15 protein-coding genes are annotated in these 14,270 nt (G+C 73.0%); 9 read left to right on the forward strand and 6 right to left on the reverse strand.

All coding sequences use genetic code 11. The features are described from left to right. Positions 1–585 precede the first annotated feature (585 nt). Genes ACH4D3_RS36205 through ACH4D3_RS36225 form a run of 5 tightly spaced genes read left to right on the forward strand, consistent with a single transcriptional unit; the run spans position 586 to position 5,080 of the window. Entirely contained in the window at positions 586–1,128 is a 543-nt protein-coding gene (locus ACH4D3_RS36205; RefSeq protein ID WP_011029464.1) for an RNA polymerase sigma factor, read from the forward strand. Continuing rightward, positions 1,125–1,988: a zf-HC2 domain-containing protein gene (locus tag ACH4D3_RS36210; protein WP_398331477.1), complete on the forward strand. Its 864-nt coding sequence runs from the start codon at positions 1,125–1,127 to the stop codon at positions 1,986–1,988. The genes ACH4D3_RS36205 and ACH4D3_RS36210 overlap by 4 nt, the downstream gene beginning before the upstream one ends. 43 nt (positions 1,989–2,031) lie before the next feature. Further along, entirely contained in the window at positions 2,032–2,892 is an 861-nt protein-coding gene (locus ACH4D3_RS36215; RefSeq protein ID WP_398331480.1) for an ABC transporter ATP-binding protein, read from the forward strand. Further along, on the forward strand, positions 2,889–4,406 hold the full coding sequence (locus ACH4D3_RS36220) for an ABC transporter permease (RefSeq protein ID WP_398331483.1): 1,518 nt from the start codon (positions 2,889–2,891) through the stop codon (positions 4,404–4,406). The genes ACH4D3_RS36215 and ACH4D3_RS36220 overlap by 4 nt, the downstream gene beginning before the upstream one ends. Continuing rightward, positions 4,397–5,080, forward strand: coding sequence for an ABC transporter (locus ACH4D3_RS36225; RefSeq protein ID WP_398331486.1), 684 nt, complete (start codon positions 4,397–4,399; stop codon positions 5,078–5,080). Before ACH4D3_RS36220 ends, ACH4D3_RS36225 begins: the two co-directional genes overlap by 10 nt. Here ACH4D3_RS36225 and mshD read toward each other — a convergent pair. Further along, positions 5,040–5,969, reverse strand: a complete 930-nt coding sequence (gene mshD, locus ACH4D3_RS36230) for a mycothiol synthase (RefSeq protein ID WP_398331489.1) — start codon at positions 5,967–5,969, stop codon at positions 5,040–5,042. The two genes, ACH4D3_RS36225 and mshD, sit on opposite strands and share 41 nt — an antisense overlap. Before the next feature lie 208 nt (positions 5,970–6,177). Between mshD and ACH4D3_RS36235 the strand changes: the two genes are divergently transcribed. From ACH4D3_RS36235 to ACH4D3_RS36245, 3 genes are all read left to right on the forward strand, one after another. After that, the gene (locus tag ACH4D3_RS36235; RefSeq protein WP_398331492.1) at positions 6,178–8,016 is read left to right on the forward strand and encodes a bifunctional metallophosphatase/5'-nucleotidase; all 1,839 of its coding nucleotides are present in this window, start codon (positions 6,178–6,180) and stop codon (positions 8,014–8,016) included. A 185-nt stretch (positions 8,017–8,201) separates the two neighbouring features. Further along, on the forward strand, positions 8,202–8,489 hold the full coding sequence (locus ACH4D3_RS36240; protein ID WP_398331495.1) for a hypothetical protein: 288 nt from the start codon (positions 8,202–8,204) through the stop codon (positions 8,487–8,489). Then, entirely contained in the window at positions 8,486–8,884 is a 399-nt protein-coding gene (locus tag ACH4D3_RS36245; RefSeq protein ID WP_356722072.1) for a hypothetical protein, read from the forward strand. The genes ACH4D3_RS36240 and ACH4D3_RS36245 overlap by 4 nt, the downstream gene beginning before the upstream one ends. 6 nt (positions 8,885–8,890) lie before the next feature. Here ACH4D3_RS36245 and ACH4D3_RS36250 read toward each other — a convergent pair whose 3' ends face one another. Continuing rightward, complete coding sequence (locus ACH4D3_RS36250) at positions 8,891–9,274, reverse strand: winged helix-turn-helix transcriptional regulator (protein WP_398331498.1); 384 nt, start codon at positions 9,272–9,274, stop codon at positions 8,891–8,893. Between the two features lie 101 nt (positions 9,275–9,375). Between ACH4D3_RS36250 and ACH4D3_RS36255 the strand changes: the two genes are divergently transcribed. Next, positions 9,376–9,777 (forward strand): RidA family protein, encoded by a 402-nt coding sequence (locus ACH4D3_RS36255; protein WP_398331501.1) that lies wholly within the window; start codon positions 9,376–9,378, stop codon positions 9,775–9,777. On the opposite strand, the gene ACH4D3_RS36260 is transcribed toward ACH4D3_RS36255, so the two are convergent. The 4 genes from ACH4D3_RS36260 to ACH4D3_RS36275 form a co-directional block, all read right to left on the reverse strand. Then, entirely contained in the window at positions 9,752–11,197 is a 1,446-nt protein-coding gene (locus ACH4D3_RS36260) for a sensor histidine kinase (protein ID WP_398331504.1), read from the reverse strand. The two genes, ACH4D3_RS36255 and ACH4D3_RS36260, sit on opposite strands and share 26 nt — an antisense overlap. Further along, on the reverse strand, positions 11,194–11,940 hold the full coding sequence (locus ACH4D3_RS36265; protein ID WP_398331506.1) for a response regulator transcription factor: 747 nt from the start codon (positions 11,938–11,940) through the stop codon (positions 11,194–11,196). The genes ACH4D3_RS36260 and ACH4D3_RS36265 overlap by 4 nt, the downstream gene beginning before the upstream one ends. Before the next feature lie 121 nt (positions 11,941–12,061). Further along, positions 12,062–13,099: a S1C family serine protease gene (locus ACH4D3_RS36270; protein WP_398331509.1), complete on the reverse strand. Its 1,038-nt coding sequence runs from the start codon at positions 13,097–13,099 to the stop codon at positions 12,062–12,064. A gap of 137 nt (positions 13,100–13,236) precedes the next feature. Then, entirely contained in the window at positions 13,237–14,259 is a 1,023-nt protein-coding gene (locus tag ACH4D3_RS36275) for a LacI family DNA-binding transcriptional regulator (RefSeq protein ID WP_398331512.1), read from the reverse strand. Positions 14,260–14,270 lie beyond the last annotated feature (11 nt).

Here is a 14,270-nt window from a genome sequence, read left to right on the forward strand (position 1 = left end):
GTCAGGCGCGTCGGAGGGCCCGAAGGGCCCGGAAGGCTGTGGCTCGGTCGGCTTCATTCGGTGAGCCTCGCAAGGCTGTCTGAATCGATGGTTACGGGGACATGACGTGTGGGATAGCGGGGTGCCTCTGGAGGGTGGTGGCCCGGGGGTGCCTGCGGCGGCCTGCGCGGGGTCGGTGGGGGTGCGCGTGGCGCGGTGCGTGCGGTGGGTGGGTCGGGGGCGCGCCGGGGGGTGTCCGTCCTCGGAACGGCGCGAAATCGGTCGGCTACGGAAGCGAACTCCGTTGACGCGCCAACCGCTGCGGGCGGACACCCCCCGACCCGCCCCCTTCGCGCCGTACCTACCGAGCTGCGGGCAGTCGTGCCGCTGGGGCGGCACGGGTGGGCGCAGCGGCACCCCGCAACGCCGGGCCGCGTCCCCCACCCCGCGCCCGCACCCACGCCGGGTGCCATGACCACGCCGGGTCACGTGATCCACCGGCCCCGGGTGCCCGCGAACGTTGGTTCACCGCACCCCCTACCCTCGCCAAAGCCTCCGCCAGGAGATCGTGTGAACCGGTCGGGCGGGCTCGTGCGATGAGGAGATGTGAGCGAAACGAGAAGCGACGGGGAGCTGCTGCGGGCCGTCGCGGCGGATGCCGACCGCCGCGCCTTCGAGGAGCTGTACCGCCGGTACGCCCCCTGGCTGACCGCCCGCATGCGCAGCCGCTGCGCCGACGCCGCCGTGGTCGACGACGTCGTGCAGGAGACCTTCCTCGCGGTGTGGCGCGGCAGCGCGCGCTACCGGGAGGAAGGGGACGTAGCGGGGTGGCTGTGGCGGATCGGGTCCCGGCGGCTGATCGACGCCCTGCGGGGCGAGGGCGCGCGCGGACGGCTGCGGCAGGCGCTGGCGCGGCTGCGGCACCGGGACGAGGTCTCGGCGGAGGAGCGCGTCCTGGCCGGGGTCGAGCACGGCGACCTCGCCGGTGCGCTCGTGCGGCTCTCGCCGGAGCTGCGTGCGGTGCTCCAGGCCACCGTCGTCGACGGGCTGACCACCCGTGAGGCGGCCGTCCTGCTCGGCATCCCGCCGGGCACGGTGAAGACGCGGGCGATGCGGGCCCGCAGGCAGCTGCGGGAGGCGCTGGCATGAGGATCGAGGAAAGCCGTCCCCGGGACGCCTGGCACGTGGACGAGGACGACCTGCGGGCCTACGCCCGGGGCGACCTCCCGGCGCCCGCGCTCTGGTCGACCGACGCGCATCTGACCGCCTGCGCCCCGTGCCGGGGCGTCCTCGCGGAGGTGAGCGACGCCGCCGCGCTGGACGCGGGGTGGGCACGGCTCGACGCCGAGCTGGACGCGCCCCGGCCGGGGTGGTTCGAACGGCTGCTGGTGCGGTGCGGCGCGGGCGACGGCACCGCGCGACTGCTCGCGGCCACCCCCATACTGCGCCGGTCCTGGTTCGGCGCCCTCGCCGCGGTGCTGCTCATGACCTTCCTCGTGGCCGTCTCGGCCGGTGCCGCCGGCCGGCCCACGCTGTTCCTGGTCTGCGCCCCGCTGCTGCCGCTGGTCTCGGTGGCGCTCGCCTACGGGCCCGCGCTGGACCCCACGCACGAGATGGCCGTCGTCTCGCCGATGCACGGCTTCCGGCTGCTGATGATCCGTACCGTCGCCGTGCTCGTGGTGGCGCTCGGGGTGGGCGGTCTGGCCAGCCTCGCGCTGCCCGGGTACGGGGTGGCCGCGCTGGCCTGGCTGTTGCCCGGGCTCGCCCTCACCGCGACCGGGCTCGCGCTGACGCCCAGGCTGGGCCCCGTGCTCGCGCCGTCCGTGCTGGTGTGCGCCTGGGCGGCGGTGCTGCTGGCCGCGGACGCGGCCCGCGCGTCGACGGACGGCCCGCTGGCGCCGTTCACCGCGGCCGGGCAGGGCGTGTCCGGACTCGTGGCGGTGCTGGGCGCCGGGCTGCTGTTCCTGTTCCGCGACCGGTTCGACGTATCCGCGCGCGGTGTCGCGTGAGCCCCTCCTTCTTCTCGACCCCCTTCATGTACGGGAGTGCCGAATGACCCCCACTGTTTCCGCCTCCGGGCTGAGCCTGCACTACGGGCGCACCCGTGCCCTCGACGACGTCTCGCTGCGGCTGACCCCGGGCGTCACCGGGCTGCTCGGGCCCAACGGCGCCGGGAAGACCACGCTGTTGCGCGTGCTCGCCACCGCGGTGCCCGCGGACCGGGGGGCCTTCACCGTCCTCGGGCACGACCCCGGGAGTTCGCGCGGTCGGCAGGAGGTGCGGCGGCGGCTCGGGTATCTGCCGCAGACGCCCGGATTCCACCCGGACTTCACCGCCTTCGAGTTCGTCGACTACGTGGCGATCCTCAAGGAGTTGGCGGACCGCCGGGAGCGGCACCGGGAGGTGCGGCGCGTACTGGAGGAGGTCGACCTCGGGGACGTGCGCGGACGCCGGATCAAGAAGCTGTCCGGGGGCATGCGGCAGCGGGTCGCGCTCGCCGCCGCGCTGGTGGGGGACCCGGGGTTCCTGGTGCTGGACGAGCCGACCGTCGGTCTCGACCCCGAGCAGCGGATGCGGTTCAGGGAGCTGATCGCCGGGGCCGGGGAGGGGCGGACCGTGCTGCTGTCCACCCACCAGACCGAGGACGTGGCGATGCTCTGTCACCGGGTGATCGTCATGGCGGCCGGGGCGGTGCGCTTCGACGGGACTCCGGCCGAGCTGACCGCGCGGGCCGCCGGCCGGGTGTGGAACAGCACGGGGAAGGATCCCGGCGCCAAGGCCGGCTGGCGCACCGGCACCGGTTCCTTCCGGAACGTGGGCGATCCGCCGCCCGGTGCCGAGCCCGCCGAACCCACCCTGGAGGACGGCTACCTGCTCGTCCTCGACGGCGCGGGCACGGAGGTGTCGGCATGAGCGCCGTACTGGTGGAGGAGTCCGCGCCGGTGCGGGCGCCGCTTGAGGACCGCGGAGTGCGGGCCGTGCTCGCGCTGGCCCGGTTCGAGGCCCGCAGGCTGCTGCTGAGCATTCCCGTCCTCATCGCCTTCGCGGCGTACGTCGCGTGGATCGTCTGGCGCACCAGGACCTCCTGGGACGGCAGCCCCGCTCTCCAGGACGCCGACCGCGCCACCCAGTCCATGCCGATGCTCGTCGGCCTGGCCGTCCTGCTGTACGCCAACTACGCGGTTGTCCGCTCCGAACGGCACGGCACGGAGCCCCACTTCTCGGTGCTGGTCCTGGAGCCGTGGCGCCGTACGGCCGCCCATGCGCTGGCCGTCGTACCGGCCGCCCTGCTCACCGCCGTGTGCGTGGCCGTCCAGTTCACCTGGGAGGCGCTCAAGCCGGGTGCGATCGGGCACGGTTCGCCGGCCGAGCTGGCCGTGGGGCCGCTGACGGTGCTGGGGTTCGGGACACTCGGGGTGCTGCTCGGCCGGGTGGCGCGATCGGCGTTCGCCGCGCCGCTGCTGGTGGTCGTGCTGCTGTTCACGTTCGTCCTCGGTACCGCGCCCGGCGACGCGAGCGGGCTGTCCTGGCTGGCGCCGGTGGTGTCCGAGACCGGGCCGAACACCTTGCCCTCCGAGCTGCTGGGGCGGCCCGCGGCCTGGCACGCGTTGTACCTGGCGGGCGCGGCCCTGTGCGTGGCCCTCCTCGCGGTGGCCGTCGCCGGCGGGCGCGGCATGCTGGTCCGGGCGGGCCTCGTCCTCGGTCTCGCGGCGGCGGTGACGGGCGGGGTGTTCCAGGCCGGGGGCTCGACGCCGTCGCCGGAGCTGACCGCGGCCCGCGAGCGGGCCTCGGTGCGCCCGGAGCTGACCTGCGCCGAGCACGGTCGGTCGAAGTACTGCGCCTTCCCCGAGTGGGGTCCGCGGATCAGTGCCTGGGCGGGGGTCGTGGACCGCGTCCAGTCCCTGGCCGGGGGTTCGGCGCGGGAGCGGCCCCTTGTCGTGCGGCAGCGGATCGACGCCCGGTACGGGCCGGTGGACGACGTCGCGATCCCCGCGCTGACCGACGCCGACCGGGTGACCGTGGGCGCCGCCTGGGGCGGCAACCGGGTCCCCGAGTTCTCCAGTGCCGTCGCGGCCGTCCTCGTCGCGGGCACGGAGGCGGCGGGCAGTGAGATCTGCGACGGGCGGATGGTCACCGTCATGTGGCTCTCGCTGAGCTGGCAGGACGACCCGATGGACGCGCTGCGCCGGGTCCGCGTCGACGACAGTGTGCAGGGCGGGGCGGTGGTGCTGTCGCCGACCGACCCGCTGACCATGACGGAGGGCCAGACGGACGTCGTACGGCACCTGCTGGAGAAGCCGCCGGCCGGTGTCGGGGCGCGGGTGAAGGAGCACTGGGCCGAGCTGACCGAACCGGGTGTCACGACCGCCCGCGTCGCGGAACTGCTGGGTGTGGCCGCGCCGGAGAAGGCGGACTCGTGCGAGTGACGGTGCGGGCCGGCGACCTGGTCGGTCCAGTGTGGCGCACGCTGCCGTGGCGGGCTCTGGCCGCGGCGGGCGCCCTCGGCCTGCTGCTCGCCGCCGCCCCGGCCGCCACCGGTGCCGAGCCGGCCCCCTGGCAGTCGCTGTTGCTGCTGCGGGGCGCCGCCCTGATCGGCGCGCTCGGACTGGCCTTCCTGCTGGACGACCCGGCCCGCCACCTCACCACCGCCGTGCCGACCCTGCGGCCCGTCCGGCAGGCGCTGCGGGTGGCCCTGGTCGCGCCGCTCGCCGCGCTGTGGTGGTCGGCCGTCCTGCTCCTGACCCCTTCGGCGTCCCGGCCCCCGATACCCCAGGTCACCCTGGAGGCGGTCACGGCGGGCGTCCTGGCGCTCGCCGCTGCCGCCCTGGCCGTACGGCTGACCGACGAGGAACGGCCCGGGCCGTTCGTCGCGGCGGCCCTGCTGCTCACGGCCGTCCTCGCGCCGCTCCTCGCCCCGGAGGGATGGGCGCTCTTCGTCCAGGCGGACGACCCGCGCTGGTCCGCCGCGCACGACCGGTGGGCGGTGCTGGCGGCGGCGGTGGCCGTGGCGGGAGCGGTGTGCGGGCCGGAGCCGGTGGGGCGGGGGCGGACCCGGCGGCTCAGGTCTCCGTGCGGTACATCAGGTCCGTCTCGTGGGTGACGAAGCCGAGGCGCTCGTAGACGGTCACCGCCGCCTTGTTGTCGGCGTCGACGTACAGCATCGCGGTGGGCAGGCCCTGCCCCTCCAGGTGGCGCAGGCCGATGGTGGTCAGGGCCTTGCCCAGGCCGCCGCCCTGGGTGTCGGGGCGGATCCCGAGGACGTACACCTCGCCCAGCCGTTCCTCGGCGTGCACCTTGGTCCAGTGGAAGCCGATCAGTTCGCCGTCCCGTTCGGCGAGGAAGAATCCCGCCGGGTCGAACCACGGCTCCGCCTTGCGGTCGTCGAGGTCGCGCTGGGTGAGCGAGCCCTGTTCGGGGTGGTGGGCGAATGCGGCCGCGTTCACGGCGAGCCAGGCCGCGTCGTCCCTGCCGGGCACGAAGGTGCGCACGCTCACGCCCTCCGGCAGCCGCGGTTCCGGCAGGTCCAGACCGGACAACGGGCGGCGCAGCTGGCGCAGTTCGCGGAAGAGGGAGAGCCCCAGCACCTGTGCGAGGTGCCGGGCCGCAGCGTGCCCGCCGTGCGCCCAGACCCGCAGCCGCTTCCCGGAGGCGGCGAGCAGCGCGGAGCCCAGGGCCCGTCCGTGTCCCTGGCCCCGGTGCGAGGGGTGGACGACCAGCTCGGCGGCCGGCGGCTCGACCGGGTCGGTGCCCTCCAGCTGGGCGTAGCCGACGACTTCACCGCCGTCCAGGGTGAGCAGGAGGTGTACGACGCCCTCCCGGGCGGGGCCGCGCAGTTGCAGCCGGCCCTGCTCGGACACGGCGTGCTGACCGTCGTTCCGGGCCGCCTCGGTGAGCAGGGCGAGGACGGCTTCGGTCTGCTCCGGCGTGAGTTCGGCGAGGGTCTCGATCGAGCGGGGGCGGCCGGGCCGCACGGTGTCGTCGCTGGTCATGCGTACGAGGGTAAGGGGCGGGCTGGGCAAAGCGGCGGCAGTGGACGAGGACGGGGAAGGGGGCGAGGAAGAGGGCGAGGAAGGGGGTGAAGTTAAACCAGGATGTAATCCGGAAGCCCCTGTCGCGCTACGCGCGTTGACTCTAGGCTGCTGCGCCGACGAGCCGTCTCCTCAGCGGCTCGCGCCACGCACACCCACAGGGGGGCGCATGCCAGCCACAGCACAGTCGCACCAGCCGCGTCGCAGACGCCGTACGAGCCGTCTCCTCGTCGCCGCCGCCACCGTCGTCACCGCCGGGGCGCTGGCCGCGGCGGCGCTGCCGGCCTCGGCGAGCGCGGGCGGAAACGACCGCGGGCACGGCGGCCACGGGCACGGTCATGGTCACGGCCAGGGCCGTTATCAGGACGTCCAGCTGCTCTCCTTCAACGACCTGCACGGCAATCTGGAGCCGCCCGCCGGTTCCTCCGGCCGGGTCACCGAGGTCCAGCCGGACGGCACGACGAAGACGATCGACGCGGGCGGCGTGGAGTACCTGGCCACCCATCTGCGCGAGGCCCGCAAGGGCAACCGGTACTCCATCACCGCCGCGGGCGGCGACATGGTCGGCGCCTCCCCGCTCCTGTCCGGTCTCTTCCACGACGAGCCGACCGTCGAGGCGCTGAACAAGCTCGACCTGGACGTCACGAGCGTCGGCAACCACGAGTTCGACGAGGGCGCCAAGGAACTGGCCCGCCTTCAGAACGGCGGCTGCCACCCCACCGAGGGCTGCTACACGGACCAGGAGTTCAAGGGCGCCGACTACCCGTATCTGGCGGCGAACGTCCTGGACGAGAAGACCGGGAAGCCCCTCCTCAAGCCCTACTGGGTGTGGAAGCAGCGGGGAGTCAAGGTCGGCTTCATCGGCGTGACCCTGGAGGGCACCCCGGACATCGTCTCGGCGGAGGGCGTGAAGGGCCTGAAGTTCAAGGACGAGGTCGAGACGATCAACAAGTACGCCAAGGAGCTGCAGCGCCAGGGCGTGAAGTCGATCGTCGCCCTCATCCACGAGGGCGGCTTCCCCGCCTCGTCCTCCTACAACTACGACTGCGACTCCCCGGGCGCGGGCGACGGCATCTCCGGCCCGATCGTCGACATCGCCAAGAACATCACCCCGCAGGTCGACGCGCTGGTCACCGGCCACACCCACAACGCGTACGTCTGCACGATCCCCGACCCGGCGGGCAACCCGCGCATGGTCACCTCGGCCTCGTCCTTCGGCCGCCTGTACACGGACACCACGCTGACGTACGACCGCGCCACCGGTGACATCGCCCGTACCTCGGTGAAGTCGGCCAACCACGTGGTGACGCGGGACGTCCCGAAGGCGCCCGACATGACCCGGCTGATCGGCAAGTGGAGCACCCTCGCCGCCCCGATCGGCAACCGCCCCATCGGCTACGTCTCCGCCGACATCAACCGCGACGGCACCGAGTCCCCGCTGGGCGACCTGATCGCCGACGCGCAGTTCGCGTACGGCAAGGCGCAGGACCCGCAGACCGACCTGGCGCTGATGAACCCGGGCGGCATCCGGGCCCCGCTGACCTACACGGCCTCCGGCGCCGAGGGCGACGGCGTCGTCACCTACGCCGAGGGCTTCACGGTCCAGCCCTTCGCCAACACGGTGAACCTCAAGGACTACACGGGCGCGCAGCTGATCCAGGTCCTCAAGGAGCAGGTGAGCGGCCCGAACGAGGCGGCCCCGAAGATCCTCCAGGTGTCCTCCGGCCTCACCTACACCCTGGACCTGACCAAGTCGGGCGCGGACCGCGTCGTCACGGACTCCATCCGTCTGAACGGTTCGCCCATCGACGAGAACGCCACCTACCGCGTCGCGTCCAACAGCTTCCTCGCGGGCGGCGGCGACGGCTTCACCACGCTGGGCGAGGGCACGAACGAACTCGTCGGCGCGGACGACCTGGCGGCCTTCGAGCAGTACCTGACGGCCAACTCCTCGGCGACCGCCCCGATCACGCCCCCGGCGGCGGACCGGATCACGGTCGTGGAGTAGGCGACGGCCGGCTGCTCGGGGCAGGGGCCCGGCACGTCCGACGGTCGAGGGGCCGCGGGTGTGCCGGGCCCCTCGCCGTGCGGGGACGGGGCGGAAGTCAAGCGGCGGGTGCGGTGTGCGCACCTTCGGGTGACGGGCGGCGGCGGAAACGGTTCACTGCTTTGTGGTCTGAGTATGGTGGGGCCATGGCAGAAAACACGACCATTCAGGTGTCGCGCCGGGCCCGCGACCACCTCGCGCAGGTCGCCAAGGAGCGGGGCATGACCCTCGGCCAGCTCGTCGAGCAGCTCGCCTCGGAGCAGCCGACGGCGGAGCAGATCGCGGAGCGGGTGGCGGCCACCCGCGCAGTCCTGCGCGAACGGCTCGGCTGCACGCTCAGCGACGAGGAGTTCGACGAGGGGCCGAACGTGCTGGCCAACATCTACGCGATGGCCGCGGAGAAGACCCGGGCTCTCCGGGAGGACGCCGCGTGATCATTCTCGACGCGGACGCCGCGCTTGCGCTCGCGCAGGGACACGAGGCACTCCACCGCCTCGCAGACAACGTCGCGCACACGCCCGGTGACTGGCTGCACCTCCCGGCGCTGTGCCTCATGAAGGCGGAGGAGCGGGAGGCGAACGTCGGGAGTGCCCTGCTGGCACTTCCCGGGCTGCACATCGATCCGTTCGGCCAGACCGCGGCCGTAACCGTCGGGGGGATGGTGCGTGACGGCTGGGGCGGCGCCGATACGTGTCACGCGTTGTACGTGGCGACGCCGCACCTGGACTCGGGGGGTATGTCGATCATTCTGACGGGCCGGGAGGATCTCTACCCGCCGGGGTTCCTCACCGTCGACATCGATGCTCCCGGCATGCTCGGCTTCCACTGACGCCGCTCAGGCGTCGAAACGCCTCCGTGCTCCCTCGATGTGGCCGAGGTGGCTCTGGGTCCAGTCGCAGATCAGGTCGACCGTCGCGCGCAGGGCGCGGCCCGGCTCGGTGAGGGTGTACTCGACCTTCGGCGGCACGGTCGGATGCACCGTGCGGTCGACCAGGCCGTTGCGCTCCAGCATCCGCAGGTTCTGGGTGAGCATCTTGTGGCTGATGCCCTCGACCTCGCCGCGCACCTCGCTGAAGCGCAGGGTGCGCTCGCCGAGCGCCTCGATGATCAGGAGCGCCCACTTGTTGGCGACGTCCGAGAAGATCTCCCGCGCCAGGGAGTCCGCGCGCCGCAGGTCCGCGTCCTCGGGCAGGCCGTTGAGCAGTTGCTTGGTCACCATTAGGTTCCCCAGTCACCGAAAAGTGCGTTCTTCCAGTTCAGCCTTCACTCTCCTACAGTTCCCGAGTAACCACAAGAGAGTGATCCGGAAGGGCGAGCACCATGACCACCCACGATGTCTACCGCTTCGACGTGCCGGCCGAGGACGACTTCGGCTACTCCCAGGCGATCAGGTCGGGCGAGCTGGTCCACGTCTCCGGGCAGCTCGCGTTCGACGCGGCGGGTGAGTTCCCGGACGGCGGCGACTTCGCCGCCCAGCTCCGGCGCACGCACGCCAACATGGACCGGGTCCTGGACCACTACGGAGCCACCCGCAACCAGATCGTGTCGCAGACCCAGTACGTGGTGGACCTGCGGCAGCACGCCGCCGCGGTTGCGCGGGGCAACCTGGCGTACTTCGGCGGGCACCGCCCGGCCAGCACGGTCCTGGGCGTGACCGAGCTGACCCTGCCCGGTCAGGTCGTCGAGATCGGCTTCGTCATCGATCTTCGGCTGCCCGCCTGAGGTCCTGCTCCGGCGGCGGCACCGGCGCCCCCGGCAGCCGGATCGTGGCCGTGGTGCCGCCGCCGTCGGCCCGGGTCAGGCCCACCGTGCCGCCCGCCTGCTGCACCGTCCGCGCCACGATGGACAGGCCCAGGCCCGAGCCGGGCAGGGCGCGGGCGCTCGGGGAGCGCCAGAAGCGGTCGAAGACGTGGGGGAGCTCGTCGGCGGGGATGCCGGGGCCGTGGTCGCGGACGGTGAGGACACCGTCCGCGAGGCGTACGTCGATCGTGCCGCCGTCCGGGCTGAACTTCACCGCGTTGTCGAGCACGTTGACCACCGCGCGTTCCAGCGCGGCCGGTTCGGCCCGTACGTACCAGGGGCTCACGTCCGCGTCGATCGCCAGCTCCGGGCCGCGCAGCCGGGCGCGGCGCAGCGCCGACTCGACGACGTCGTGCCAGGCGAGGATGCGGGTGCGGCCCTCGTGCTGGCCGGTGTCGGGGCGGGAGAGTTCCTGGAGGTCGCCGATGAGCGCCGCCAGTTCCGTCATCTGCGCCTTCACCGAGGCGAGCAGCGCCTTGCGGTCGGCCTCCGGGATCGGGCGGCCGGTCTCCTCGCTGCGGGTGAGCAGCTCGATGTTGGTGCGCAGCGAGGTGAGCGGGGTGCGCAGTTCGTGGCCCGCGTCGGCGATGAGCTGCTGCTGGAGGTCGCGGGAGCTGGCCAGGGACGAGGTCATGCTGTTGAAGGATCGGGACAGGCGGGCGATCTCGTCGTCGCTGTCGTCCGCGACGGGGATGCGCACGGTGAGGTCCTCGGTGCGGGCGACGTGTTCGACGGCCCGGGTCAGATCGTCGACGGGCCGCAGGCCGGTGCGGGCCACCCACAGCCCGGCGGCGCCGGCTCCGACGACCCCCGCGCCCGCGACGATCACCAGCACCAGGGCGAGGTCGTTGAGGGAGCGGTTCACCTCGCCCAGCGGCCGGGCGGCGGAGACGGCCACGCCCAGCTCGGGCAGCACGCTGTAGGTGTAGACGCGGTACTGGGCGCCGTCGTCCCCCGTGGCGTCGTGCAGCGCGTCGGTGGCCCGGCCCTCGGCCACGGCGTGGTCGGCGTCGGTGAGCGGCACCTCCTGGGTGCCGATGATGAGGCAGCTCCCGCCCGTGCCGTCCACGAGCTGTACGGACGAGCCGAAGGGGTTCTGCTCGTGCGTGACGGGGTCGTGGGCGCACGCGCCGGTGCGCAGGTTGACGTACTGGCTCACCTGCTGCTTGGTCATGCGGTTCGCCTTGAGGGCCTCGTCCAGCGAGCTGACCAGCACGCTCTTGACCACGAACCAGCAGGCGACGGCCGCCGCCGCCACCGCGAACGCCACCGCCGCCGCCACCAGCAGCGAGAGCCGCGCCCGGATGGGCAGGGCGCGGACCCGGCGGACCAGGCCTGTCACTCGGCGCCGCCCTGCCGCAGGACGTAGCCGACGCCGCGGACGGTGTGCACGAGGCGCGGCTCGCCGCCCGCCTCGGTCTTGCGGCGCAGGTACATGACGTACACGTCGAGGGAGTTCGACGACGGTTCGAAGTCGAACCCCCAGACGGCCTTCAGGATCTGCTCCCGGGTGAGGACCTGGCGCGGGTGCGCCATGAACATCTCCAGCAGGGTGAACTCGGTGCGGGTCAGCTCCACCGGGCGTCCGGCCCGGGTGACCTCCCGGGTCGCCAGGTCCATGGTCAGGTCGGCGAAGCCGAGGGTGTCGTCGTCCTCGGCGGTGGCCTCCACGGCCGCCGCGTAGGAGCTGCGGCGCAGCAGCGCGCGGATGCGGGCGAACAGCTCGTCCAGCTCGAACGGCTTGACCAGGTAGTCGTCCGCCCCCGCGTCCAGGCCGGTCACCCGGTCGCCGACCGTGTCGCGGGCCGTCAGCATCAGGATGGGGGTCAGGTCACCCGCGCCGCGGATGCGGCGGGCGGCGGTCAGGCCGTCCATGCGGGGCATCTGGATGTCCAGGACGACGAGGTCGGGCCGGTACGCCGCCGCCTTCTCCAGCGCGTCGGCGCCGTCGACCGCGACCTCGGTGTCGTACCCCTCGAAGGCGAGGCTGCGCTGGAGGGCCTCACGGACCGCCGGCTCGTCGTCGACGATCAGGATGCGCTGGATCTCGCGGTCGCGGTCGCGGTCGGCGTCTGCGGGGCTCATGGGCTCGGGTCCTCGGATGCGGTCGGGTGCGGGTACGGAGTGTCAACGCCTTCAGCGTCGCACGTCTTCGCGCCCGCTCGGCTGCTCGCCAGTCGCCAGTCAGCTGCTTGTCAGTTGCTTGTCAGTTGCTCGCGCCCGCCCGCAGCTCGGGCAGGTCGGCCTTGACCGTGTTGATCGGGATGGCGAAGCCGAGGCCCACGCTGCCGGCGCTCGCGGAGGACTCGGTCGCCGAGTACATCGCGGAGTTGATGCCGATGATGTTGCCGTTCATGTCGATCAGCGCGCCGCCGGAGTTGCCCGGGTTGAGGGACGCGTCGGTCTGGATCGCCTTGTACGTCGTCGTGGACGAGCCGGTGTCGCCGTTGAACTGCTGCCCGCCGAACTCGAACGGCCACTGGCCGCCCTGCCGCTGCTGCTGTTGCTGCTGGCCCTCGTCCGTGGAGACGGTCACGTCCCGGTCGAGGGCGGAGACGATGCCGCTGGTCACCGTGCCGGTCAGGCCCTCGGGGGAGCCGATGGCGACGACCTGGTCGCCGACCCCGATGCCGGCGGAGTCGCCGAGGGTGGCGGCCTTGAGGCCGGAGGCGTTCTCCAGCTTGATCAGCGCGAGGTCCTTCTTGCTGTCGGTGCCGACGACCTCGGCGGTGTACTGCTTGCCGTCGTTCGTCGTCACCTTGACCGAGGAGGCACCGGCGACGACGTGGTTGTTGGTGATGATCTCGCCGTCGTCGGTGATGATCACGCCGGAACCGGTGGAGGAGCCGGCGTTCGAGGTGGCGTTGATCTCGACGATGCTCGGGCTGACCGCCTTCGCGACGCCGGAGACCGTGCCCTTCTGGCTGGAGGGCACCACGTTGGTGCTGGTCGAGCTGGAGGCGACGGTGTCGCTGCCGGTCAGCTCCTGGATGCCGTACGCCGTGCCGCCGCCGACGGCCGCCGCGACGATCGCCACGGCCACCAGCAGGGCGGCGGGGCCGCGCCGCCGGGCCGGGCGCCCGCCGTGCGGCGGCTCGGGCAGGGGCTGCGTGGGGTGGTTCCCGGGCGGCTGCGCCGGCGGGGGCGGCCACTCCGGGTTGACGGGAGAGGAGGCGTGCTGGGGGGTTCCCTGGTACGGGTTCGCGTGCTCGTACTCGCCGTTGTGGCGGAGGCTCTCGGTCATGTCCATGAGCTTCCCGCCCGCGGATGAGAGCGGCCTGAGTGCTGCCTGAGAAGCCCGGCAGAACCTCGTATGCCCGATATAAGGGCGTCCGCACCAGGGCGTAGGCGGGGGCGAGGGCGCGCGCCGCCGGGCGGCGGCTACGCGCAGCCGCAGGACTGCCGTACGACGAGCTGCGACGGGAAGACCTTCAGCCGCTCGCGGCGGGAGCCCGCCACCCGCAGGCCGTCGTCCAGGACCAGGTCCACGGCGGACCGTGCCATCGCCGACCGGTCCGAGGCGACCGTCGTCAGGGGCGGGTCGGCGAGAGCCGCCTCCTTGATGTCGTCGAACCCGGCCACCGCCAGCTCGCCGGGGACGTCGATGCGCAGTTCGCGGGCCGCGCGCAGCAGGCCGATCGCCTGGTCGTCGGTGGAGCAGAAGATCGCGGGCGGGCGCTGCGGCCCGGAGAGCAGCTCCAGGCCCACGCGGTAGGCGTCGTAGCGGTTGTACGGTGCCTCGAAGAGCCGGCCCTCGGTGGAGAGCCCGGCCTCCTTCATCGCGCGCTTCCATCCCTCGACGTGGTCGGAGACCGGGTCGCCGACGGACGGGGTCTCGGCGGTGCCGCCCATGCAGGCGACGTACGGGTACCCGTGCTCCAGCAGGTGGCGTACGGCGAGCTGGGCGCCGCCCAGGTCGTCCGTGACGACGGCGACGTCGTCGATGGCCTCGGGGCGCTCGTGCAGCAGCACCACCCGGGCGTCCCAGGCGTCGATCTCGGCGGCGGCGTTGTCGTTCAGCGCGTGGCTGACCAGGATCAGGCCGGAGACCCGCATGCCGAGGAAGGCGCGCAGGTAGTGCACCTCGCGCTCGCCGACGTAGTCGCTGTTGCCGACGAGCACCATTTTCCCGCGCTCGGAGGCGGCCCACTCGACCGCGTGCGCCATCTCCGCGAAGAACGGCTGGCGTGCGTCCGGCACGATCAGGCCTATGAGGTCCGTGCGCCGCGACGCCATCGCCTGGGCGACCCGGTCCGGGCGGTACCCCAGTTCCTTGATCGCCGCGAGGACACGCTCGCGCGTGGCCGGGGCGACCGGCCGGGGTCCGTTGTTGATGACGTAGCTGACGACGGCGGTGGAAGTCCCCGCCAGTCGCGCCACGTCATCCCGAGTCACCTTGGCCACGCGCGGAGTCT

The organism is Streptomyces sp. NPDC018026 (genome assembly GCF_044327745.1).
Classification (GTDB): domain Bacteria; phylum Actinomycetota; class Actinomycetes; order Streptomycetales; family Streptomycetaceae; genus Streptomyces; species Streptomyces rubrogriseus.